The sequence below is a fragment of the Streptomyces sp. AC555_RSS877 genome, assembly GCF_019049245.1.
GTDB lineage: Bacteria > Actinomycetota > Actinomycetes > Streptomycetales > Streptomycetaceae > Streptomyces.
Map to the genome: position 1 here is coordinate 93864 of NZ_JAGMUK010000053.1, position 23429 is coordinate 117292.

The window sequence follows — 23429 nt, forward strand, 5'->3', positions numbered from 1 at the left end:
GTCAGATCAGGGTGAACTGGCCTTCCGGGCCTTCCTCGTGGTGGTCCAGCACCGACGCCGGCCTGCGTGCCGCCTCCGGCACCGGCAGGACTCCCGCCTTGCGCAGCTCCCCCGCGGTGATCGGTGCCGTCACCGTCAGCTCCTCCTGGCGCGGCCTCAGCTCCGCCAGCAGCGCCAGCACCGTGATCAGCTCCAGCAGCTCCGACGTCCACGCCTGGGGCCAGGTCGCCGGGCGGATCGCCTCCAGCGTGCCCGGCTCGGGGTGGGCGGTGCGGACCGCGAGCCACTGTTCCAGTACGCGCGTCCCGCTCACCTCGAAGTCCCAGGACTCGGGCGGCACCGGGGAGATGCGGCCCTCGTCGAGGTACAGGGCTTCCTCGTCACGGTCGTAGCGCAGGGTCAGGGGCCGGGAGGGCAGGGGTGCGCGGACGTACGGGCGGCGGCCGCCGGGCAGTTTGGGACGGTCGCCGTCGCGGCGCATCAGCCACAGGACGCGGTGGCCGAGTTCGACGCCGTGCGCCCAGAGCCCGGGGTCCGCGGTGAGGGGGACGGTGAGGCCGGGGCGTACCGCCGTCACGGTCCAGGCCAGGAGGTCCGCCGGGGTGGGGGAGAGGCCGAGACGGGTGGCGAGGTGGTCCAACAGGCCGGGGGAGAGATTGGGTTCCTCGCCCCCGGGGCGGCGGTAGAGGGGGCGGATGCGGCCGGGGCGCAGGAGCGGGAGCAGAGAGGTGGCGTGCAGGAGGGGGCCCGGGGCGTCGGGCGTCTCCGTGACGAAGATCTGGTGCTCGTCCGCCACCCGCCACAGCTCGGGCCGGGCCGCGTCGATCAGCCGGTGGTCGGGGATGAGCCACTGTTCGTCGAAAGGCGCGTGCAGTACGCGTACGGGCTCGGGGCAGGGGCCCGAGGCGCGGATCAGCCTCTCCGTGCCGCCGGACCGGCCCGGCAGCCGGCCGACCGCCGAACGCAGGGTGCGCGAGCGGGTCGGCTCGAACAGGGCCTCGCGGTCCGGGCCCTCGGCCTTCATCAGGGCGTCCCAGCGGGCTCTGAGTGATGCCGCGTCGGGTCCCGTCGGCCACCCCCGGCCGAGCCGCGGCGGTGCGACGGACCACGGCATGAGGTCCGCCAGCGGCGGAGCGTCGTCGTGCGTCACGCACGGCATCGTACGACCTGGCACGGACAGGCGGCTCAGGTGGCGTCCAGCGTCACCGTGAAGGAGAAGCGGTCGCCCCGGTAGTGGATGACGGCGGCGTCGAGGACCCGCCCGTGGGTGTCGTAGGTGACGCCCGTGTAGTGCAGGATCGGGCTGAGCAGCGGGACGTGGAGCAGGCGTGCCGTCTCCGGGTCCGCCAGGCGGGCCTGCACGGTGTCCGTGATGCGGCTGATGTCCGCCCCGACGACGTCCCGGAGCACCTTCGTCATCGGCCAGCGGGCCAGGTCGTCCGGGTCGATGTGCGCCGCGAGTTCGGGGCGCACATAGTTGCGGGCGTGGTTGGTCGGCTCGCCGGTCTTCTCGTCGCCGCGCAGCCGGTGGTACGTCGCCACCTCGGCGAGATCCGGGAAGTACTCGGCGACTTCGGCCGGCACGGCCGCCTTCCCGTGGTCGAGCAGCCGGGTCGCCATGCCGGACTGCTGGGCCACGATGGCGTCCACCGAACCGAGGAGCCGCACCGGGGCGCCCCTGAGGGCGTCCGGCTCGATGAACGTGCCGCGCCTGCGATGGCGCGTGATCAGGCCCTCGTCCTCCAGCTCCTTCAGTGCCTGCCGCATGGTCAGCACGCTCACCCCGTAGTGCCCCGCCAGCTGCTCCTCGGTGGGCAGCCGCAGCGGGTCCTGCGGTGAGCGGCCCAGTATCGAGGCCCGCAGCGACTGCGACACCTGGTACCAGAGCGGCAGCTTGCGGTTCAGGACGATCGAGTCCGGGGCGAAGGAGGTCACGGGGCCATCCGTACCGGTCGGGAATCCTCAGTGCAAGGGGCGGAAGTGCCGCTCCAGGCCCTGCCACACGTCGTCGTAGCCCTGTTGCAGATGTTCCGCCTGAGCCGCGTGAGGTGTCAGGGTGACCGGCCAGCGCGTCTCGAACATGAACGCCAGCCCGTCGTCGACCTTCTGCGGCCGGAGTTCGGCCGCGCTCGCCCGGTCGAAGGTGTCCCGGTCCGGGCCGTGCGCCGACATCATGTTGTGCAGCGAGCCGCCGCCGGCCACGAAGCCCCCCGGACCGGAGGTCTTCGCGTCGTAGGCGCCCTCGATGAGCCCCATGTACTCGCTCATCACGTTCCGGTGGAAGTACGGCGGCCGGAAGGTGTCCTCGCCCACCAGCCAGCGCGGCGCGAAGACGACGAAGTCGACGCCGGCCAGGCCGGGGGTGTCGGACGGCGACGTCAGCACCGTGAAGATCGACGGGTCGGGGTGGTCGTACGAGATGCTGCCCAGCACATTGAAACGGCGCAGGTCGTAGACGTACGGCACATGATTGCCGTGCCAGGCGACCACGTCGAGGGGCGAGTGGTCGTACGTGGCCGTCCAGAGGTTGCCGCAGAACTTGTTGACCACCTCCACCGAACCCTCGACGTCCTCGTAGGCGGCGACCGGCGCGCGGAAGTCCCGGGGGTTGGCGAGGCCGTTGGCGCCGATGGGGCCGAGGTCGGGGAGGTGGAAGGGTGCGCCGTAGTTCTCGCACACATAACCGCGGGCGGAGGCATCCAGCAGCTCCACACGGAAGCGGACCCCACGGGGAATCAGCGCCACGTGTCCCGGCTCCACATGCAGCAGCCCGAACTCCGTGCACAGCAGCAGTCCGCCGTGCTCCGGCACGATCAGCAGCTCGCCGTCGGCGTCACTGAAGACGCGGTCCATCGAGGTGTCCGCGTGGTACAGGTGCACGGCCATGCCGGTGCGCTGGGTCGCGTCGCCGTTCCCGCCGAGGGTCCACAGGCCGGCGAGGAAGTCGGTGCCCCGCGCGGGTTCGGGCAGGGGGTCCCAGCGCAGCCGGTTCGGATCCGGCACGGTCTGCGTGAAGGGCGCCGTACGGATCCGGCCATTGTCCGTGCGCGTGAACGCCGGGTGCGCGGCCGAGGGACGGATGCGGTACAGCCACGAGCGGCGGTTGTGCGACCGGGGCTCGGTGAACGCCGTACCGCTGAGCTGCTCCGCGTAGAGCCCGAGGGGGGCGCGCTGCGGCGAGTTGCGGCCTTCGGGCAGTGCGCCCGGGACGGCCTGCGAGCTGTGCTCGTTGCCGAAACCGGAGAGGTAGGTGAGCCCCTCGGCGGTCTTCCGCGCGTCCCCGTGCATGATCGCTCCCTTGCGGTCGATTCCTATGCATCACCGTAGGATTGCGGTTTCCCCGGCGCAAGAGGGACGCGCGACCTCCTCACGGAGGACGTCGAGCGCCCGGAACCAGACTCCAGGGGGATACGAGGTGTCGCACCGGTGTTCTACGCTCCCCGGCATGGCGTGGACGCGGGCACTTCTTGCTGCGCTCGCGGTCTGTGTCCTGCTGCTGACAGGATCCGCGGGCTGTGGCACCAACGGTGCGGACGAGCAACAGAAGCAGAGGAACGAGGCCTCACCCTCACCGGTGGGCGAGGTCGTCGGGGAAACGGACGAGGAGGGCCACCGCTACCGTGAGGTGGACGAGGAGGACGCCCCCGACGTCGGCATCGAGGTGCAGCCCGCCGCCGACGACCGCTGGAGCGTCCGGCTGACCCTCAAGGACTTCCGCCTCTCGCCCGCCGGCGCGAAGCCCGAGGCGGTGGCCGGCCGCGGGATCGCCCGCCTCTTCGTGGACGGTCACCCCGTCGCCCGCCTGCGCACCACCGAGTACCGCCTCTCCGCCCGCCACGTCCCGCAGGGCACCCACCACGTCACCGCGCGCCTGTACGCCGACGACGGCACGGTGTGGGCCGTCGACGGCGAACCGGTCGAGAGCACGGCGGACATCACGGCGTCGGGACCTTCGGGGGCCTCGCGGTCGTCCCCGCACTCGGGGCCGGAACCCACCGGCACCGCCAACGGCGCACTGAGCCCGCCGGACCTCGTGCTCCGTACTGAGGAGCGAGCTTCCCCGGACCGCGGCGGAAAGGCATCATGAAGCCCGTGCCCCCAGCGACATCGCTCCGTCGAGCGCCCGTACAGCGGCGCAGCGCCGAACGGCTGACCAGGATCCTCGACGCGTGCGCGGACCTCCTGGACGAGGTCGGCTACGACGCCCTGAGCACCCGGGCCGTCGCCCTGCGCGCCGGCGTCCCCATCGGCTCGGTCTACCGCTTCTTCGGCAACAAGCGCGCGATGGCCGACGCCCTCGCCCAGCGCAACCTGGAGCGCTACACCGAGCGCGTCACCGAGCGTCTCGAGGAGACCGGCGGTACGGGAGGGTGGCGGGCGGCGATGGACGCCGTGCTCGACGAGTACCTCGCCATGAAGCGCACCGCCCCCGGCTTCTCCCTCGTCGACTTCGGCAATCAGATCCCGGTCGGCTCCCGCTACGCCGAACCCAACCACCGGGTCGCCGACCGCCTCACCGACCTCCTCTCCGGCTATCTCGACCGGGCCCCGGACGAGGACTTGCGGCGCACCTTCCTCGTCGCCGTGGAAACCGCCGACACCCTCGTCCACCTGGCATTCCGGGTCGCTCCGGAGGGCGACGGGAAGATCATCGAGGAGACGCGGGAGCTGCTGCGGGCGTACCTGGCGCGCGTCCTGGACTGACGCCCCGGCCCCCTGCCGCCGGCTTCCGCCGTCAGTTCCGTCCCCGGCACCCCTCCCCACACGGCATACCGGTCGGTATGCTCGGTTCCGATCCGAGCGTCACCGTCGCCGCCGTCCTCGGGGAGGACCCGTGTCCCGCACCGCCCTGCGCATCTGCCCCCTCTGTGAGGCCACCTGCGGCCTGACCCTCACCATCGAGGGGACCCGGGTGACCGGCGCCCGAGGTGACCGCGACGACGTGTTCAGTCGCGGGTTCATCTGCCCCAAGGGGGCCTCCTTCGGGGCCGTCGACGGAGACCCCGACCGGCTGCGCACCCCGCTCGTCCGCAAGGACGGCGAGCTGCGCGAGGCCACCTGGGAGGAGGCCTTCGACGCGGTCGCCGCAGGCATCCGGGCCGCCGTCGAGCGGTACGGACCGAACTCCGTCGGCGTCGTCCTCGGCAACCCCAACGTGCACACCATGGCCGGCGCGCTCTACCCGCCGGTGCTTCTCGCGGGGCTCGGCACCCGCAGCATCTTCACCGCGTCCACGGTCGACCAGATGCCCAAGCACGTCTCCAGCGGACTGCTGTACGGCGACGCCAACGCGATCCCCGTACCGGACCTGGACCACACCGACCACCTGCTGCTCCTGGGCGCCAACCCCCTGGAGTCCAACGGGAGTCTGTGCACCGCGGCCGACTTCCCCGGCAAGCTCAAGGCGCTCAAGGCCCGCGGCGGCACGCTCACCGTCGTCGACCCGCGCCGCACCCGCACCGCCAAGCTCGCCGACCGGCACCTCGCGATCCGGCCCGGCACCGACGCCCTGCTGCTCGCGGCGATGGCCCACCTCCTCTTCGAGGAAGGGCTCGTGGACCTCGGTGAGCTGGCCCCGCATGTGCAAGGGCTCGACGAACTCGCCGCAGCCGTCCAGGACTTCACCCCCGAAGCCGTGGCCGAGGCCTGCGACGTGGACGCCGTCACGATCCGCGCCCTCGCCCGCGAACTCGCCGCCGCCCCCACCGCCGCCGTGTACGGCCGCATCGGCAGCTGCACGGTCCCCCACGGCACCCTCGCCAGCTGGCTCGTCGACATCCTCAACATCCTCACCGGCAACCTCGACCGCCCGGGCGGCGCCCTCTTCCCACAGGCGGCGACCGACAGGACGCCGCGCCCCGCCGGGCCCGGCCGCGGCTTCGCGCTCGGGCGCTGGCGCTCCCGGGTGAGCGGGCACCCCGAGGCGAAGGGGGAGCTGCCGCTCTCCGCGCTCGCCGAGGAGATCGACACGGCCACCGAGCAGGGCGCGCCGGTCCGGGCGCTCGTCGCGGTCGCCGCCAACCCGGTGCTGTCCGCCCCCGACGGGGACCGGCTGGACAAGGCCCTCGACTCGCTCGACTTCATGGTCAGCGTCGACCCGTACCTGAACGAGACCTCGCGCCACGCCCACGTCGTGCTGCCGCCGCCCCCGCCCTCCCAGAGCCCGCACCACGACTTCGCCTTCAACACCCTCGCCGTGCGCAACCAGGTCCGCTACACCCGCCCCGCCGTGCCCCTGGAGCCCGGCCGGATGGCGGAGACCGAGATCCTGGCCCGACTGGTCCTGGCCGCGACCGGCATGCACGGCGCCGACCCGGCCGCCGTCGACGCGATGGTCGTCGACCAGACCCTCGGCAAGGCGGTCAAGGAGCCGCACTCCCCGGTCCACGGCCGGGACCCGCGCGAACTCGCCGCACAGCTCACCGGCGAGAGTGGCCCCGAGCGGCGGCTCGACCTGATGCTGCGCCTCGGCCCCTACGGCGACGGCTTCGGCGTACGCCCGGACGGCCTGAGCCTGGAGAAACTGCTCGCGCATCCGCACGGCATCGACCTGGGGCCGCTGAGCCGGCGCCTGCCGCAGCCGCTCAAGACCCGCAGCGGAAAGGTCGAGCTGCTGCCGCGGCCGATCGCCGACGACCTGCCCCGCCTCCGGCAGGCCCTGCACGAGCGGCCCGCCGGGCTCGTCCTGGTCGGCCGCCGCCATCTGCGCTCCAACAACAGCTGGATGCACAACGTCCCCGCCCTCACCGGCGGCACCAACCGCTGCACCCTGCACATCCACCCCGAGGACGCCGAACGCCTGGGCGTACGGGACGGGGCGCCCGTGCGGGTCAAGGGCGCCGGGGGAGAGGTGACCGCGCCCGCCGAGGTCACCGACGGGGTGCGCCGGGGGGTGGTGAGCCTGCCGCACGGCTGGGGTCACGACCGGCCCGGAACCCGGCTCAGCCACGCCTCCGCCGACCCCGGGGTCAACGTCAACCAGATCCTCGACGGCAGCCTGCTCGACCCGCTCTCGGGCAACGCCGTTCTCAACGGAGTGCCCGTCGAAGTCGCCGCCGTGACCGAAAAGTTCCCCGCTCTGACCTGAGCAAAGCTGTGACCAGGAGTTTTGCGCTTATTGCTCGCGTGTCAACGTCTTGTTAACGCCACTTGACGAGTCCTAACGTCGTCGCCACCGCCGGCCCTGGTGGGAGTTCAAGGGCGAACGTTAGGTATCCACTCATGCTGACCATCCTCGGCTTCGCCATGATCGCGACCTTCCTGGTCCTGATCATGATGAAGAAGATGTCGCCGATCGCGGCGCTCGTACTGATCCCCGCACTGTTCTGTGTATTCGTGGGAAAGGGCGCCAAGCTCGGTGACTACGTCATCGACGGCGTCACCAGCCTCGCCCCCACCGCGGCGATGCTCATGTTCGCGATCGTCTACTTCGGTGTGATGATCGACGTCGGCCTCTTCGACCCGGTCGTTCGCGGGATCCTGAAGTTCGCCAAGGCCGACCCGATGCGGATCGTCGTCGGCACCGCGGTACTCGCCGCGATCGTTTCGCTCGACGGCGACGGCTCGACCACCTTCATGATCACGGTCTCGGCGATGTATCCGCTGTACAAGCGCCTCAAGATGAGCCTGGTCGTGATGACCGGCGTCGCCGCCATGGCCAACGGTGTGATGAACACCCTGCCGTGGGGCGGCCCCACCGCCCGTGCCGCCACCGCCCTCAAGCTGGACGCCAGCGACATCTTCGTCCCGATGATCCCGGCCCTGCTGGTCGGCCTCCTCGGCGTCTTCATCCTGTCGTACGTCCTCGGCGTGCGGGAGCGCAGGCGGCTCGGCGTACTGACGCTGGGCGAGGTCCTGGTGGAGGAGAAGGTCGAGGAGAAGGAGACCGAGACGGTCCTCGTCGGCGCGGGCGGTTCCGGCGACGGCACGACCCCGGCCCGTACCGGCGGCGCGGGCTTCGGCACCGACGCCGACGAGGAGGACGAGGACGACTTCCCGGGCCTCGACCAGAACCGGGCCACCCTGCGTCCCAAGCTCCTGTGGTTCAACTTCCTGCTCACGGTCGCGCTGCTCACCGCCATGATCATGGAGTACCTGCCGATTCCGGTGCTGTTCCTGATCGGCGCCGCGCTCGCGCTCACCGTGAACTTCCCGCACATCCCCGACCAGAAGGCCCGCCTCGCCGCCCACGCGGACAACGTGCTCAACGTCTCCGGCATGGTCTTCGCCGCTGCCGTCTTCACCGGCGTCCTCCAGGGCACCGGCATGGTCGACAGCATGGCCAAGTGGATGGTGGACGTCATCCCCGAGGGCATGGGCCCGCACATGGCCCTCGTCACCGGTGTCCTGAGCCTCCCCCTCACCTACTTCATGTCCAACGACGGCTTCTACTTCGGCGTCCTCCCGGTCCTCGCCGAGGCCGGCGCCGCGCACGGCGTCTCGCCGCTGGAGATGGCCCGCGCCTCACTGGTCGGCCAGCCCCTGCACATGTCGAGCCCGCTCGTCCCGGCCGTGTACGTCCTGGTCGGCATGGCCAAGGTCGAGTTCGGCGACCACACCAGGTTCGTGGTCAAGTGGGCCGTGATGACATCTCTGATCATCCTCGGGGCAGGGATCCTCTTCGGAATCATCTGATGGACTCCTCGACCAGCTCCCCCTGGAGGGAACAACCGTGAGGCCCGGTGGGAACCGCGGCTGGCTGCTCCGCCTCGTCATCGCCTTCAGCTTCGCGCAGGGGGCGGTGTCGATGGCCCGGCCCGCCGTGTCCTACCGGGCCCTCGCGCTGGGCGCGGACGAGCGGGCGATCGGCGTCATCGCGGGCGTGTACGCCCTGCTCCCACTCTTCGCCGCGGTCCCGCTGGGCCGCCGCACCGACCACGGCCGCTGCGCGCCCCTGCTGCCGGCCGGTGTGGTGCTGATATCCGGCGGCTGCGCCCTCAGCGGCATCGTCGACTCCCTCTGGGCCATGGCGGTCTGGAGCGGGGTGATGGGCCTCGGTCACCTCTGCTTCGTGATCGGCGCCCAGTCGCTCGTGGCCCGCCAGTCCGCCCCGCACGAACAGGACCGCAACTTCAGCCACTTCACCATCGGCGCCTCCCTCGGCCAACTGGTCGGGCCGATCGCTGCGGGCGCCCTGATCGGCGGCCGGGACATGGCGGGCACCAGCGCGCTCGCCCTGGTCGTCGCCGGTGCGGGAGCCGCGGTCGCGTTCGGCTCGCTGTGGCGCATAGAGGACCGTACGGCGCTCACGTCCCGTACGGCACGCGGCGACCGCGTCCCCGTCCAGCGCATCCTGCGCGCCCGGGGCGTACCCGCGGGCATCTTCATCAGCCTCGCCGTGCTGTCCGCCACCGACATCCTCACCGCCTACCTCCCGGTGGTCGGCGAAGACCGGGGCATCGCCCCGTCCGTGATCGGCCTCCTGCTCAGCCTGCGCGCCGCGGCCACGATCGCCTGCCGCCTGGTGCTGACGCCGCTGCTGCGGCTGCTGGGCCGGACCGTGCTGCTCACCGTCACCTGTCTGCTGGCGGCCGTGTTGTGCGCCGGCATCGCGCTGCCGGTGCCGGTGTGGGGCCTGGCCCTGATACTCGCGGCCCTCGGCTTCTGCCTCGGCGTCGGGCAGCCGCTGTCCATGACGACGGTCGTCCAGGCGGCCCCCGACGGCGCCCGCTCCACCGCCCTCGCCCTGCGCCTGACCGGCAACCGGCTCGGCCAGGTGGCCGCGCCCGCCGCGGCCGGCCTGATCGCGGGCGTCGCGGGCGTGGCCGCGCCGTTCGTGATGCTCGGCGCGCTGCTGCTGCTGTCCTCGGGGGTCGCGCTGCGGTCGCCTGCCAGGCCGGCCGGGGAACGGGCGTCGGACTCCGAGCCCCGCAGGTCGCAGGTCGCACTGGACCGGAAGAGGGATGTCTGACGGGACGCGGGCGCTGCTCCCACCCTCCGCGGCGCGGATGTGAAAGAGAGTCAGATCAATTGCGATTTGTACGAAAATCGTCTGACTCGGAGGAATCTGCATGCCCACGACGCCTCTTCTGCGCCGCGCCGGAGCGCGCACCGCCGCTCTCGCGGCGCTCACCGCCGCGGTGCCCCCTGACGGGGGCGCCGACGGCGGGTGCCGTGCCGATGGCGCCCGGGGGCAACGGCACCGTCAAGATCCACTCGGTACCGTACGACGGTGTCGAGCGCACGCCCTTCGGTGACCCGCGGGACGAGCCGAAGGTCTGCAAGTCCTACATCGACGCCGCCCAGTTCGACACGATCCAGGCAGTCGACTGGACCATCCAGACGCAGCCGCCGGTGGCGGGCGGCGCGGAACGCCGTGGTGCCATCACGCTCATCGGCGGCTCCGGCCACAGTGAGGACATGGTGCTGCCCGACGGCCAGTACAAGCTCGTCTGGACGATCAGGGGCGGCAACGGCACGGGCAAGCAGAAGGTGTTCAGGGTCGACTGCACGGTGCAGCCGAGCGCGTCTCCGGCCCCAACGGAGGTCCGCCCGCCGGCGGAGGCGGACTCGCCCGCGGTGAGGCCTTCACCCCGGTCGCCGGTGCCGCCGTCGTCGGCCTTGCCGCGGTGACCGGGACGGTGTGGTTCCGGCTCCGGCGTCGCCCGCATGGCGCGGCGTAGGCGTCCTCGCAGGCGCTGGTACCGGACGCGCGCCTACCGCCTGGCCAGGACGGCCGTACTGACCGTCTCCCTGGTGGCGGGCGGCGTCTGGTGGGCCCAAGACGAGGAGCCCGCCGGACGCCCCGGGGGCTCAGGGGGCCCGGGTCGACGCGCGGGCGGCGCAACAGGAGCGGCTGCCCACCGGCACCGGACTGCACGGACCCCCGCCCGGTCGGGGCGGGACCGGCACCGGAGCCGACACCGGCGAGGCGGAGCCGACACGGCCGCGGGCCCGCCCCAGGGCAGGCGGACCCGGTCAGCCACCCGGCCCCCGCGCCGACGCGGACGCTGCCCGGCGCGAGCCGCCCCGGCCCCGTGCCCCGGCGGGCGCGGCACATCAGCCGCGCCCGGAGGCGAGGGCCGGCGCACACACGGGAAGGCCGCAGCAACCCGGCACGCGCACCGACACGGGCAGACGGCAGCCGCCCGGCGCGCGCACCGGCGCGGGCGTGGCACCGCGGCCCAGGGCCGACGCCCGCCGCGCCCCGGCTCCGCCGCCCCCTGCCCCGGTCCCGCGCGACCCGACTGGCCATCCCCTACCTGGACGTCGACGCCCCGGTCATGGCGCTCCGTCTCGACCGTGAGCGGCGGCTGCCCGCGCCCCCGGACGACGACCCGAACCTTGGTGGGCTGGTACGACGGCGGGCCGTCGCCCGGCGAGCAGGGGACCGCCGTGGCCGTCGGCCACCTCGACACGGACACCGGCCGTGCCGTCTTCGCGGGCCTCACCGAACTGAGGACCGGTCGCCTGATCGAGGCCCGGCGTGCCGACGGGCGGACCGCCGTCTATGCCGTCGACGCCATCAAGAAGTACGAGAAGGCCGTTCCCGACCGGGAGGTGTACGGCGCCCGCGGCCGCCCCGAGCTGCGGCTGATCACCTGCGGTGGCAGCTACGACCGCAGGTCCGGCTACTCGGGCAACGTCGTCGTCTTCGCCCACCTCGTCAAGATCCGCGAACCGGACGGGCCCGCTCGCACCCGCTGAACCCGGCCGTCCGCTTTCTCACCAGATGGACCGGGCGTCTCGATCCCGCCAAGTGCCTTCCCTGGGCGCACACAATCCGTTAGCTTCCGTGACCCACACGCCCCGTACGACCCGCACGTGGCGTCCGACCGCGGAGCACCAGCGTTCGCTCAGTGAGCCCTCGGGGGCACCTGCCATGACACGCGCCATCTCTCTGCACGACGTGAGCAAGGCCTATACGCGAGACGTCCGCGTGGTGGACCGGCTGTCGCTGGACATCGCGCCCGGCGAGTTCCTCGTGCTGCTCGGTCCCTCCGGCTGCGGCAAGTCCACGGTGCTCAGGATGATCGCCGGCCTGGAGGAGATCACCGAAGGGCAGTTGCTGCTCGACGGCGAGTACGCCAACGACCTGATCCCCTCCGAGCGGGACATGGCGATGGTGTTCCAGAACTTCGCCCTCTACCCGAACATGACGAGCCGCGGCAACATCGGCTTCCCGCTGCGCATCGAGGCACCGGGCGAGGATCCGGCCCCGCGCGTGGACGCCACCGCCCGCATGCTGGGCATCGAGGACCTTCTCGACCGCCTGCCCGGCCAGCTCTCCGGCGGTGAACGCCAGCGCGTCGCCATGGGCCGGGCGATCGCCCGGCATCCCTCCGCCTTCCTGATGGACGAACCGCTGTCCAATCTGGACGCCAAGCTCCGCAACCACCTGCGCGCCGAGATCGCCGCACTCACCCGGCAGCTGGGTGTCACCACGGTGTACGTCACCCACGACCAGACCGAGGCGATGTCGCTCGGCGACCGGGTCGCCGTCCTGCGCGGCGGCGTGCTCCAGCAACTGGACACCCCGCGCACGGTGTACGCGCTGCCGCGCAACGTCTTCGTCGCCGCCTTCATCGGCACCCCGCGCATCAACCTGCTGCGGGGCATCGTCCGCGCCCCGCTGGACGGCGCGATGACCATCAGCCTCGGCAAGCAGTACCTGCGGCTGCCCGAACCCCTCTCCCTGGACCACCAGTTGCTCCGCGTGCAGCAGGGCCGCGAGGTCATCGTCGGACTGCGCTCGGAGGCCGTCCGCATCGCCAAACCGGCCGCCGCCCGGCCCGGTGAGGTGGCGATCAGCGGGCTGGTGGAGCACGTGGAGTTCCAGGGCCACGAGATCCTCGTCCACTTCAACACCGGCTCCCGCCCCGCCGTCGTTCCGGACCTGGAGGCCCCGCGTCCCACAGCCCGTCCGAACCGGCGCCGCCGCCGCGAGGGCACGGTCCTGGACCGCTTCCGGGACCGGGCGGGTGCCCTGCGGGCCGGCCCGGTGGTGGTCCTGGACGACCCGGCCGAGCCCACCCCCGAAGCCGCCCCGGCCGAAGCCCGCCTCCCCGGCGACCTCGTCGTCCGCACCACCCCCGACATCGACCTCCGCCGGGGCATGCACGTCCCCCTCCTCGTCGACATCGCCCACCTGTTCGTCTTCGACCAGCACGGCGAACGCATCTGCCCGACGCCGGCACGGCTGCCGGACCTGGACGAGTGACGTCCTCGGCTCCCAGGAGATTTCGCCCCCCGCCCCTTCCCGTTCCCGTCCTTCTGGGGCTCCGCCCCAGACCCCGCTCCTCAAACGCCGGAGGGGCTGATTTTCAGCCCGTCCGGCGTTTGAGGACGAGGCCGTTCAGGCCGAAGCGGGGGTCTGGGGGCGCAGCCCCCAGGGTCGGGACGAAAGGGGCGGCGGGGGCGAGAGAATCGCCCTCAGCTCACGTTCCTCTGGCGCACAAAAACTAACGCCGCTAGTTTATGAGGTGGACGACGCAGCCCCGCCCGGGAGGACGCACCATGAAGGCACACGACGGCATGTACATCGACGGCCAGTGGCGCCCCGCCGCCGCCCCGGAGTCGATCGAAGTCGTGAACCCGGTCGACGAGCAGGTCCTCGGCCGGGTCCCGGCCGGTACCGCGGAGGACGTCGACGCCGCCGTACGGGCCGCCCGTGCCGCCCTCCCGGCCTGGGCCGCGACCGCCCCCGCCGAGCGGGCCGCGCGCCTGGCCGCCCTCCGGGACGTGCTCGCGTCCCGCAAGGAGGAGATCGCCGAGACGGTCACCTCCGAGCTGGGCTCGCCCCTGAAGTTCTCGCAGAACGTCCACGCGGCCGTCCCGATCGCCGTCGCCGGCTCCTACGCCGAGCTGGCGGCGACGTACGTCTTCGAGGAGAAGGTCGGCAACTCGACCGTCCACCACGAGCCCGTCGGCGTGGTCGGCGCGATCACGCCCTGGAACTACCCGCTGCACCAGATCGTCGCCAAGGTCGCCCCGGCGCTGGCTGCGGGCTGCACGGTGGTCCTGAAGCCCGCCGAGGACACCCCGCTCGTCGCCCAGCTCTTCGCCGAGGCGGTCCACGAGGCAGGCGTCCCGGCCGGCGTCTTCAACCTGGTCACCGGCCTCGGTCCGGTCGCCGGACAGGCCCTCGCCGAGCATCCGGACGTCGACCTGGTCTCCTTCACCGGCTCCACGGCCGTCGGCCGGCGGATCGGCGCGACCGCCGGTGCCGCAGTCAAGAAGGTCGCCCTCGAACTGGGCGGCAAGTCCGCCAACGTCATCCTGCCGAGCGCCGACCTGGCCAGGGCGGTCAACGTCGGCGTCGCCAACGTCATGTCCAACTCGGGGCAGACGTGCAGCGCCTGGACGCGGATGCTCGTGCACCGTGAGCAGTACGCCGAGGCCGTCGAGCTGGCCGCCGCGGCCGCCGCCAAGTACGGCGACCGCATTGGCCCGGTCGTCAACGCCAAGCAGCAGGCACGGGTGCGCGGTTACATCGAGAAGGGTGTGGCCGAGGGGGCCCGCCTGGTCACGGGCGGTCCCGAAGCCCCGCGCGAACAGGGCTACTTCGTCAGCCCGACCGTCTTCGCGGACGTCACCCCCGACATGACCATCGCCCAGGAGGAGATCTTCGGCCCGGTCCTGTCGATCCTCCCCTACGAGGACGAGGAGGACGCCCTGCGCATCGCCAACGGCACCGTCTACGGCCTCGCGGGCGCCGTCTGGGCCGGCGACGAGGAGGAGGCGGTGGCCTTCGCGCGCCGCCTGGAGACCGGGCAGGTCGACATCAACGGCGGGCGCTTCAACCCCCTTGCCCCCTTCGGGGGTTACAAGCAGTCGGGTGTCGGCCGCGAACTCGGCGCGCACGGTCTCACCGAGTACCTCCAGACCAAGTCCCTGCAGTTCTGAGGAGCGTTCACGTGGTTCGTGCCGCCGTACTTCCCGCCGTGGGCGCTCCGCTGGAGATCGCCGAGATCGACCTGCCGGACCCCGGCCCCGGCCAGGTCCGCGTCCGGCTCGCCGCCGCCGGAGTCTGTCACTCCGACCTGTCCCTGTCCGACGGCACCATGCGCGTGCCCGTCCCCGCCGTCCTCGGCCACGAGGGCGCCGGCACGGTCGTCGCCGTCGGCGAAGGAGTCACGCACCTCGCGCCCGGCACCGACGTGGTCCTCAACTGGGCCCCGTCCTGCGGCGGCTGCCACGCCTGCTCGCTCGGCGAGGTCTGGCTGTGCGCCAACGCCCTGAACGGCGCCGCCGACGTGTACGCGCGCCGGGCGTCCGACGGCACCGACCTCCACCCCGGCCTGAACGTCGCCGCGTTCGCCGAGGAGACGGTCGTCTCCGCGAACTGCGTCCTGCCGGCCCCGGACGGCGTCCCCCTCACCGACGCGGCCCTCCTCGGCTGCGCGGTCCTCACCGGCTACGGCGCCGTCCACCACTCGGCCCGGGTCCGCCAGGGGGAGACGGTCGCGGTGTACGGCGTCGGGGGAGTGGGGCTCGCCGCGCTCCAGGCGGCCCGGATCGCGGGCGCGTCCAAAATCGTCGCGGTCGACGTCTCCCCGGCGAAGGAGGAGCTGGCGCGCGGCGCGGGCGCCACCGACTACGTGGTGGCCTCCGACACCACCGCCCGCGAGATCCGCGCACTCACCGGCAAGCAGGGCGTCGACGTGGCCGTGGAGTGCGTCGGCCGCGCGGCCGCCATCCGCACGGCCTGGGACTCCACCCGCCGCGGCGGCCGTACGACGGTCGTCGGCATCGGCGGCAAGGACCAGCAGGTCACCTTCAACGCCCTGGAGCTCTTCCACTGGGGCCGGACCCTGGCGGGCTGCGTCTACGGCAACTGCGATCCGGCGCGGGACCTGCCGGTCCTCGCCCAACACGTGCGGGCGGGCCGCCTGGACCTGGGCGCGCTGGTGACGGAACGCATCGGCCTGGAGGGTATCCCGGCGGCGTTCGAGAACATGCTGGCGGGCAAGGGCGGCAGGGCGCTGGTTGTGTTTTAGTCCCTGCGCCGCTTCCCCGGCCCCGCGCGGGGCCGGGCGCTTCCTCGCCCGCCCGCTCGGCGGCTTCGTCGCCGGCCACCTCGGCGACAAGCGCGGCCGCAACTCGATGCTGGTCCTCGCGCTCACCCTGATGGGCCTGGCCACCACCGGAATCGGCCCGCTCCCGACGTACGACACCATCGGCGTCGCCGCCCCGATCCTGCCGGTCGCCCTGCGGGTCGTGCAGGGCGTCGCGGTCGGCGCGCAGAGGGGCGGCGCCATGCTGCTGGCCACCGAGTACGCGCCCGAGGTAAGCGCGGGGTCTACGGCAGCGTTGTCCAACTCGCCGTTCCCATCGGCGTGGTGACGGCCAACCCGGTCTTCCTGCTCGCCGGCGCGTTCACCACGGACAGCGAGTTCGCCGCATGGGCCTGGCGGGTCTCCTTCCTCATCGGCCTGTTCGTGCTTGTCCTCGCCTGGTACATCCACACCAAGGTCGAGGAGACCGTTCCTGTGAACTGAGCGGGCGTGAGCCCGTTCAGCCGCGCGCCCCGAACGGTCTTGGGCGAGCTGGTCCCCGGCGTACTCGACCCCGGGGCGGCGACACGCATCCTGTGCGTGGTCCGTGCCCGGGAGGTCGGTTCCCTCGCGACCTGGCCATGTGGGTACGGCCAGAGGGTGACGGGGAGGCCCTGAACCATCACTCCGGTAGAGCAGGGGCCCCGCACGCTGACGCCGTACCCGGCGTCCCAGATCGCAAGATCACGTTAACCCGAATGGCCCGATGCAGCGCAAGCCCGGATGTCGACCATCACACGATCGAGTCAATTCGACCTCGTACGCACTCCTTGGCTAGCAGCTACCACCCTCGAATTCCGGCAGGCCGAGCAGGCGCTGACGCAGAAGGAGAAGACCGAGCAGAGCTCCCCACTGCGCACGATCCTCCGCGACCACCTCGGCACGGTGCTCCTGGCCGGCGGTTCCTTCGCCGTGAACACCGCGACCTTCTACATCCTCATCACCGGCGTCCTCGACCACACGACCCGTGTGCTCGACATGAAGCGCGGCGCGGTGCTCACCGTCTCGCTCTGCGTCAGCCTCACCCAGCTCGTGCTGATCCCGGTCTCCGCCGCGCTCTCCGACCGCGTCGGCCGCATCCGGATCTACGCCTTCGGCGCCGCCGGCATCGCGCTGTGGGCCGTACCGATGTTCCTGCTGATCGACACCGGTTCGCTGCTGTGGCGCGCGGTCGGCACCTTCGTCGCCAGCTGCTTCCTCAGCATCATGTACGGCCCTCAGGCCGCCCTGTTCGCCGAGCTGTTCACCCCGGAGATGCGCTACACCGGCGCCTCCCTCGGCTACCAGATCGCGGCCGTGTTCGGCGGCGGCCTCGCGCCCTTCCTGATGGTGCTGCTGCTGGAGGCCACGGGCACCTCGATGGCGGTGTCCGGCTACATCATCGGCCTCGCGGTGATCTCCCTGCTCTCCATCAAAATCCTCGCGGACCGGGCCCGGTCACGCTGACCGCCCGGACGCCTTCTCGGGCCGCGGCTCCGGTACCGCTCCCGGAGCCGCGGCCTTCCGCGTGCGCGAGCGGGACACCGCGACCCCGGCCAGGCACAGCAGCCCGCCCGCGAGCGTGAGCAGCCCGGGCACCTCGCCGAGCGTCACCCACGACATCAGGACGACCAGGGCGGGCACGGCGTACGTGGTCGCGCCCATCCGGCTGGCGGTCGTACGGGCCAGGGCGTAGGCCCAGGTGGTGAAGGCCAGCGCGGTCGGGAACACGCCCAGGTAGACCATGTTGAGGGTCGCCGAGACCGGCGCGTCGGCGGCCTCGTGGACGAGCTGACCGGCGAACGGCAGACACACCACGGCCCCGACCAGACATCCGAACGTCGTCACCTGCAACACGCTCGCCCGGCCGAGGGCGGGCTTCTGCGCCACGACACCGGTCGCGTAGCCGACCGCGGCGAGCAGACACAGCACCACGCCGAGCACCGACGACCCGCCCTCGCCCGCCATCGACAGCCCGACCGTCACCGCGCCCGCGAACGACACCGCCATCCCCGCGAGGAGCCTTGGCGGCATGACGTCACCCAGCAGCCGAGCGCCGAGCAGTGCGACGAGGATCGGCCCGATGTTCACGACCAGGGCGGCCGTACCGGCGTCCACCTGCTGCTCGCCCCAGTTCAGGGCCACCATGTAGAAGCCGAACCACAGCACCCCGGATATCGCGATCCCCCGCCACGCCGCCCGCGGCGGCAACCCCTCCCGCCGCCAGAGACAGATCACCCCCAGCGTCAGGGCTCCCGTCAACAGCCGCCCGAGAGCCAGCGCACCGGGCGAGTACGCGGTCCCCGCACTGCGGATCGACACGAAGGCGGAGGCCCACAGCACCACGGTGACCGTGGCGGCGCCGGCGGCGAGCAGTTCCGCGCGGCGGCCCGGGCGGGAGGGGGACGAGTTCATCATGCTCCAGAGGTTAGGAGGGAACAGGGTCAGGAGTCTCGCGGATTTCGGGCATGACGCTGAGCGCTCCGCCCCGGCTTGACTCAGCGCAACGCGCCCGCCTCGATACCGAGCAGTTCCGACAGCGCCCGCTCACCCGTCGCCGTCACCTTCACCGCGCGCTCGGAGCCGATGCGCACGCACCAGCCCGCGTCCAGGGCATGCCGGCACAGGGCCGCGCCCGCGACGCCCGCGAGGTGGGGGCGGCGTTCGGTCCAGTCGAGGCAGGCGCGGGCGAGGGGGCGGCGGCTCGTGCGGTCGAGGTGGATACCGGCCGCCTCGAACCAGTCGAGGCCCGTGTCCGTGAGCGCGAATCCCACGTCCTGGCGCAGCAGTTCGCGCTCGGTGAGGGCGTCGGTGACCGCGATGCCGAGCCGCCCGGCGAGATGGTCGTAGCAGGTGCGGCCCCGGGCCATCGCCGACCCGGCAGCGGCCTCGCGCAGGTTCCGTGGCCGTACGGCGGCACCGCCCGGGGTCACCTGTGCGGCGAAGTCCTCCACCAGCTGGGCGGTCCGCGCGTCGGCCAGCCGTACGTACCGGTGCCGCCCCTGCCGTTCCTCGGTGAGCAGCCCGCCCGCGACGAGCTTGCCCAGGTGTTCGCTCAGTGTCGACGCGGCCACGCCCGCGTGCCGCGCCAGCTCACCGGCGGTCCACGCCCGCCCGTCCAGCAGGGCGAGCAGACACGTGGCCCGGGTCTCGTCGGCGACGAGAGCGGCGAGAGCGGCCAGCCGGGACGCCCGCGGGTCCTTCGAGGTCATGTGCCCCAGCATGGGACACGGACGGTTCGGCGCTCGCCGAAGTGTCCTACGACGCCCGCCTGACCTGCTCGTACTGCAGGGCCAGCCCGTCCAGCAGGGCCGTCAGCCCGGTCTCGAAGGCCCGCTCGTCGATCTTCTCCTGCTGCTCGGCGAGGAGGTGGGCCTGCCCCAGGTGCGGGTAGTCGGCGGGGTCGTACGCGCTCGCGTCGTCCACGAAGCCGCCTGCGAAGGAACCGAGCGCCGAGCCCATGACGAAGTACCGCATCAGCGCGCCGATGGAGGTGGCCTGCGCAGGCGGCCAATCGGCCGCGACCATCGCGCCGTAGACGGCGTCGGCGAGGCGGAGTCCGGCCGGGCGGCGGCCGGGGCCGCGGGCCAGCACCGGGACGATGTTCGGGTGGTCGCGCAGGGCCGCCCGGTAGGAGAGCGCCCAGTCGTGCAGCGCGGTCCGCCAGTCCCGGCCGTCCTCGAACATCGACAGGTCGACCTGCGCGCTCACCGAGTCGGCGACCGCCTCCAGGATCTCGTCCTTGGTGCGGAAGTGGTTGTAGAGCGAGGGCCCGCTGACCCCCAGCTCGGCGGCGAGCCGGCGCGTCGAGACGGCCGCCAGGCCCTCCGCGTCCACGAGCACCCGCGCGGTCTCGACGATCCGGTCGGTGCTCAGCAAGGGCTTGCGCGGTCGGGCCATGGCGCACATAGTAGGGCTGCGAGAAGAAACTAGCAGTGCTAATTTAAAGGTGCGGTCCTCACAGGCCGTCATCTGTGTCCTCAGTGGGGTGACTCGGCATGAACCTGGAGCTCAGCGAGGAGCAGACCGCCGTACGGCAGCTCGCCAAGGACTTCGTGGACCGCGAGATCGCCCCCCACGTCATCGCCTGGGACCGCGCCGAGGAGGTCGACCGGTCGATCGTCAAGAAGCTCGGCGAGGTCGGCTTCCTGGGACTGACCATCGACGAGGAGTACGGCGGCTCGGGAGGCGACCACCTCGCGTACTGCCTGGTCACGGAGGAGCTCGGCCGCGGCGACTCGTCCGTGCGCGGCATCGTGTCCGTCTCGCTCGGTCTGGTCGCCAAGACCATCGCCGCCTGGGGGAGCGAGGAGCACAAGCGGCGGTGGCTGCCGGGCCTCACCTCCGGCGCGTACGTCGGCTGCTTCGGCCTGACCGAGCCGGGCACCGGGTCCGACGCCGGCAACCTCACCACGCGGGCGGTGCGCGACGGCGACGCGTACGTCATCAACGGCACCAAGATGTTCATCACGAACGGCACCTGGGCCGACGTCGTGCTCCTGTTCGCCCGTTCCACCGACGCCCTGGGCCACAAGGGCGTCTCCGCCTTCCTCGTCCCGGCCGACACCCCCGGCCTGACCCGCCGCACCCTCCACGGCAAGCTCGGGCTGCGAGGCCAGGCGACCGCCGAACTGGTCCTCGAGGACGTGCGGGTCCCGGCGTCCGCGCTGCTGGCCCCCGAGGGCAAGGGCTTCTCGGTCGCCATGTCGGCCCTGGCCAAGGGCCGGATGTCGGTGGCCGCGGGCTGCGTCGGCATAGCCCAGGCCGCGCTGGACGTGGCCGTCCGGTACGCGGGCGAGCGCGAGCAGTTCGGCAGGACCATCGCCCACCACCAGCTCGTCCAGGAACTGATCAGCGACATCGCCGTCGACGTGGACGCCGCCCGTCTGCTGACCTGGCGGGTCGCCGACCTGATCGACCGCGGCCTGCCCTTCGCCACCGAGTCCTCCAAGGCCAAGCTCTTCGCGTCCGAGGCGGCCGTGCGCGCCGCGAACAACGCCCTCCAGGTCTTCGGCGGCTACGGCTACATCGACGAGTACCCGGCGGGCAAACTGCTGCGCGACGCCCGCGTGATGACCCTCTACGAGGGCACCAGCCAGATCCAGAAACTGGTCATCGGGCGGGCGCTGACGGGGGTTTCGGCGTTCTGAGGGCTTCTGAGTACGTCTTTGAGTACGTCGGCGGATGTGGCACGGGCCACGTCCGCCGATCCTTGTCCCCATGAGCGACTCACAGGGCAAGCAGCAGAACACGGCCGCCTTCTACGGACAGGCCGTCGCGTCCTTCTCCGTGGCCATGGCGGCCACCGGCATCGGCATCTACAACCTCCACGGCGACGCCTGGGTGCGCGGCTTCCTCGCGATCGCCGTCCTGTACCTGGTGACCTCCACCTTCACCCTCTCCAAGGTGATCCGGGACCGCCAGGAGGCGGCGAGCGGTCCGTACCACCCCTTCGAGAAGCGCTGAACCCGTTTCGCGCAGCGCTGAGCGGCCACACTAAGCGCCCGCTCACCTTCGGCGGTATGGTGAGGGTCGTGCCAGTGGAGAGGGGCCAGTGATGAGTACGGCGGAGGAGACGGCCGACGGCGAGACGTCGGCGTGGGGCGAGGTCACGCCCGACGCGGCCCGGAGGCTGCTCGTCGCCGCGGTGGAGGCCTTCGCCGAGCGCGGCTACCACGCCACGACGACCCGCGACATCGCGGGCCGCGCCGGCATGAGCCCGGCCGCGCTCTACATCCACTACAAGACCAAGGAAGAGCTTCTCCACCGCATCAGCAGGATCGGCCACGAGAAGGCCGTGGACATCCTGCGGGTGGCGGCCCGGGGCGAGGGCAGCGCGGCCGAGCGGCTCGCCGACGCGGTCAGCTCCTTCGTCCGCTGGCACGCGGGCGGTCGCACCACCGCTCGGGTCGTGCAGTACGAACTCGACTCCCTTGGCCCGGATGCCCGCGCCGAGATCCTCGCCCTGCGCCGCCAGGTCGACGCCGAGGTGCGCTCGATCATCGAAGACGGCGTGGCGGCGGGCGAGTTCGACGTCCTGGACGTGCACGGGACCACGCTCGCCGTGCTCTCCCTGTGCATCGACGTGGCCCGCTGGTTCAACGTCGACGGTCCCCGCACGCCGGACGAGGTCGGCGAGCTCTACGCCGACCTCGTGCTGCGGATGGTGGGGGCGAAGTAGCCGTCCGCCGGCCGGGCACCGGACGTACTAGACGTAGTAGCGCGAGACGGACTCCGCCACGCACACCGGCTTGTCGCCGCCCTCGCGCTCCACGGTGAAGGCGACGCTCACCTGGACGCCGCCCGGGACGTCGTCGACGCCGGTGATCGTGGCGGTGGAGCGCAGCCGGGAGCCGACCGGGACCGGGGCGGGGAAACGCACCTTGTTCGTCCCGTAGTTGACGCCCATCTTCACGCCCTCGACCTTGATCAGCTGCGGTCCGAAGAGGGGCAGCAGTGACAGCGTGAGGTAGCCGTGCGCGATGGTCGTGCCGAACGGTCCCGCGGCCGCCTTCTCCGGATCCACGTGGATCCACTGGTGGTCGCCGGTCGCCTCCGCGAACAGGTCGATCCGCTTCTGGTCGATCTCCAGCCAGTCGGTGTGCCCCAGCTGCTCGCCCACCGCCGCCTTCAGGTCGTCGACGGACGTGAAGATCCTCGGCTCTGCCATGTCCCGGCCTCTCGTGTGATGTCTAAGCGACTGCTTAGCATGGTCGGCCGCGCATCCCATGTCAACGGACCGGCGCGATGAGGGGGTGGGTAGGCTTCGAGGGGTGCCCCAGATTCCCGAGAAGATCCACGAGCTCACGGTCGGCCAGCTCGCCGCCCGCAGCGGTGCCGCCGTCTCCGCCCTGCACTTCTACGAGTCCAAGGGCCTGATCAGCAGCCGCCGCACCACGGGCAACCAACGCCGCTACTCCCGGGACGCCCTGCGCCGGGTCGCCTTCGTCCGCGCCGCCCAGCGCGTCGGCATCCCGCTGGCCACCATCCGCGAGGCCCTCGCCCAGCTCCCCGAGGAACGCACCCCCACCCGCGAGGACTGGGCGCACCTCTCCGAGGCCTGGCGCTCCGAGCTCGACGAACGCATCAAGCAGCTCAACCGCCTGCGCGACCACCTCACCGACTGCATCGGCTGCGGCTGCCTCTCCCTGGACACGTGCGTCCTGTCCAACCCGGACGACGTCTTCGGTGAGCGGTTGACGGGGTCGAGGCTGATGGCGGAGCAGAGGGCCGACCGGCCGGCCTAGGTCCTGTCCGGCGGATCATGCCGCAGACGCGGGGCCTGGCACGCCGATCTGCGGCGTTGTCGTCGGTTGCCGACTCCTCCACTCTCGACTTCGCTCGAGCGGGGGGACCTCCATCGCGTCGACGCCCTCCTCCGCCTTGCAGCTCGACGCACCAGGCCCCGCTCACCTGCGTCGACGAGGCGCCGCGGATGTCCTGCGACCTGATCCG

General features: G+C 72.1%; 22 protein-coding genes and 2 pseudogenes. 17 read left to right on the plus strand and 7 right to left on the minus strand.

Going from position 1 to position 23429, the window contains the following annotated elements; all coding sequences use genetic code 11:
• Window position 1: 1 nt before the first annotated feature.
• The 3 genes from KUM49_RS23245 to hmgA are packed head-to-tail and all read right to left on the minus strand — an operon-like array spanning window position 2 to window position 3288.
• On the minus strand, window positions 2-1159 hold the full coding sequence (locus KUM49_RS23245; protein ID WP_217238846.1) for a type ISP restriction/modification enzyme: 1158 nt from the start codon (window positions 1157-1159) through the stop codon (window positions 2-4).
• Window positions 1160-1185: 26 nt separating this feature from the next.
• On the minus strand, window positions 1186-1935 hold the full coding sequence (locus KUM49_RS23250) for a GntR family transcriptional regulator (RefSeq protein WP_217238847.1): 750 nt from the start codon (window positions 1933-1935) through the stop codon (window positions 1186-1188).
• Window positions 1936-1962: 27 nt separating this feature from the next.
• Entirely contained in the window at window positions 1963-3288 is a 1326-nt protein-coding gene (gene hmgA, locus KUM49_RS23255) for a homogentisate 1,2-dioxygenase (protein ID WP_217238848.1), read from the minus strand.
• A gap of 157 nt (window positions 3289-3445) precedes the next feature.
• On the opposite strand from hmgA, the gene KUM49_RS23260 reads away from it, so the two are divergent.
• From KUM49_RS23260 to KUM49_RS23315, 13 genes and pseudogenes are all read left to right on the plus strand, one after another.
• On the plus strand, window positions 3446-4087 hold the full coding sequence (locus KUM49_RS23260) for a hypothetical protein (RefSeq protein WP_217238849.1): 642 nt from the start codon (window positions 3446-3448) through the stop codon (window positions 4085-4087).
• Entirely contained in the window at window positions 4084-4704 is a 621-nt protein-coding gene (locus KUM49_RS23265) for a TetR/AcrR family transcriptional regulator (protein WP_217238850.1), read from the plus strand. The genes KUM49_RS23260 and KUM49_RS23265 overlap by 4 nt, the downstream gene beginning before the upstream one ends.
• A gap of 130 nt (window positions 4705-4834) precedes the next feature.
• A complete protein-coding gene (locus KUM49_RS23270; protein ID WP_217238851.1) occupies window positions 4835-7087 on the plus strand; it encodes a molybdopterin oxidoreductase family protein in 2253 nt (750 codons plus the stop codon).
• 134 nt (window positions 7088-7221) lie between these two features.
• Entirely contained in the window at window positions 7222-8634 is a 1413-nt protein-coding gene (locus KUM49_RS23275) for a CitMHS family transporter (RefSeq protein WP_217238852.1), read from the plus strand.
• Window positions 8635-8671: 37 nt separating this feature from the next.
• Entirely contained in the window at window positions 8672-9910 is a 1239-nt protein-coding gene (locus KUM49_RS23280; RefSeq protein WP_217238853.1) for an MFS transporter, read from the plus strand.
• A 209-nt stretch (window positions 9911-10119) separates the two neighbouring features.
• Window positions 10120-10572, plus strand: coding sequence for a hypothetical protein (locus KUM49_RS23285; RefSeq protein ID WP_254401660.1), 453 nt, complete (start codon window positions 10120-10122; stop codon window positions 10570-10572).
• 714 nt (window positions 10573-11286) lie between these two features.
• Window positions 11287-11646, plus strand: coding sequence for a sortase domain-bontaining protein (locus KUM49_RS23290; RefSeq protein ID WP_374200192.1), 360 nt, complete (start codon window positions 11287-11289; stop codon window positions 11644-11646).
• Window positions 11647-11821: 175 nt separating this feature from the next.
• Entirely contained in the window at window positions 11822-13159 is a 1338-nt protein-coding gene (locus KUM49_RS23295) for an ABC transporter ATP-binding protein (protein ID WP_217238854.1), read from the plus strand.
• A gap of 296 nt (window positions 13160-13455) precedes the next feature.
• Entirely contained in the window at window positions 13456-14844 is a 1389-nt protein-coding gene (locus tag KUM49_RS23300) for an aldehyde dehydrogenase family protein (protein WP_217238855.1), read from the plus strand.
• 11 nt (window positions 14845-14855) lie between these two features.
• Window positions 14856-15938, plus strand: a complete 1083-nt coding sequence (locus KUM49_RS23305; protein WP_217238856.1) for a Zn-dependent alcohol dehydrogenase — start codon at window positions 14856-14858, stop codon at window positions 15936-15938.
• A complete protein-coding gene (locus KUM49_RS50755; RefSeq protein WP_374200193.1) occupies window positions 15928-16284 on the plus strand; it encodes an MFS transporter in 357 nt (118 codons plus the stop codon). The genes KUM49_RS23305 and KUM49_RS50755 overlap by 11 nt, the downstream gene beginning before the upstream one ends.
• Window positions 16285-16289: 5 nt before the next feature.
• Window positions 16290-16424, plus strand: a pseudogene (locus KUM49_RS50760) (MFS transporter); the annotation flags it as partial.
• A 363-nt stretch (window positions 16425-16787) separates the two neighbouring features.
• Window positions 16788-17441, plus strand: a pseudogene (locus KUM49_RS23315) (MFS transporter); the annotation flags it as partial.
• Here KUM49_RS23315 and KUM49_RS23320 read toward each other — a convergent pair.
• The 3 genes from KUM49_RS23320 to KUM49_RS23330 all read right to left on the minus strand — a co-directional run bounded on the left by KUM49_RS23320 (window position 17433) and on the right by KUM49_RS23330 (window position 19874).
• Window positions 17433-18392 carry a DMT family transporter gene (locus tag KUM49_RS23320; RefSeq protein ID WP_374200194.1) on the minus strand — a complete coding sequence of 320 codons (960 nt, stop codon included), beginning with the start codon at window positions 18390-18392 and terminating at the stop codon, window positions 17433-17435. The pseudogene KUM49_RS23315 and the gene KUM49_RS23320 sit on opposite strands and share 9 nt — an antisense overlap.
• Window positions 18393-18472: 80 nt before the next feature.
• Window positions 18473-19198, minus strand: a complete 726-nt coding sequence (locus KUM49_RS23325) for a helix-turn-helix transcriptional regulator (protein WP_217238857.1) — start codon at window positions 19196-19198, stop codon at window positions 18473-18475.
• A 34-nt stretch (window positions 19199-19232) separates the two neighbouring features.
• Window positions 19233-19874: a TetR/AcrR family transcriptional regulator gene (locus KUM49_RS23330; protein WP_217238858.1), complete on the minus strand. Its 642-nt coding sequence runs from the start codon at window positions 19872-19874 to the stop codon at window positions 19233-19235.
• Between the two features lie 98 nt (window positions 19875-19972).
• Here KUM49_RS23330 and KUM49_RS23335 point away from each other — a divergent pair, with 98 nt between their 5' ends.
• The 3 genes from KUM49_RS23335 (at window position 19973) to KUM49_RS23345 (ending at window position 22155) form a co-directional block, all read left to right on the plus strand.
• Window positions 19973-21124 (plus strand): acyl-CoA dehydrogenase family protein, encoded by a 1152-nt coding sequence (locus KUM49_RS23335; RefSeq protein WP_217238859.1) that lies wholly within the window; start codon window positions 19973-19975, stop codon window positions 21122-21124.
• A 70-nt stretch (window positions 21125-21194) separates the two neighbouring features.
• Entirely contained in the window at window positions 21195-21440 is a 246-nt protein-coding gene (locus tag KUM49_RS23340; protein WP_217238860.1) for a YiaA/YiaB family inner membrane protein, read from the plus strand.
• Between the two features lie 91 nt (window positions 21441-21531).
• Window positions 21532-22155: a TetR/AcrR family transcriptional regulator gene (locus tag KUM49_RS23345; protein ID WP_217238861.1), complete on the plus strand. Its 624-nt coding sequence runs from the start codon at window positions 21532-21534 to the stop codon at window positions 22153-22155.
• Between the two features lie 27 nt (window positions 22156-22182).
• Here KUM49_RS23345 and KUM49_RS23350 read toward each other — a convergent pair whose 3' ends face one another.
• Complete coding sequence (locus KUM49_RS23350; RefSeq protein ID WP_217238862.1) at window positions 22183-22644, minus strand: MaoC family dehydratase; 462 nt, start codon at window positions 22642-22644, stop codon at window positions 22183-22185.
• Window positions 22645-22747: 103 nt separating this feature from the next.
• Between KUM49_RS23350 and soxR the strand changes: the two genes are divergently transcribed.
• Window positions 22748-23221 carry a redox-sensitive transcriptional activator SoxR gene (gene soxR / locus KUM49_RS23355; protein WP_217238863.1) on the plus strand — a complete coding sequence of 158 codons (474 nt, stop codon included), beginning with the start codon at window positions 22748-22750 and terminating at the stop codon, window positions 23219-23221.
• Window positions 23222-23429: the final 208 nt, after the last annotated feature.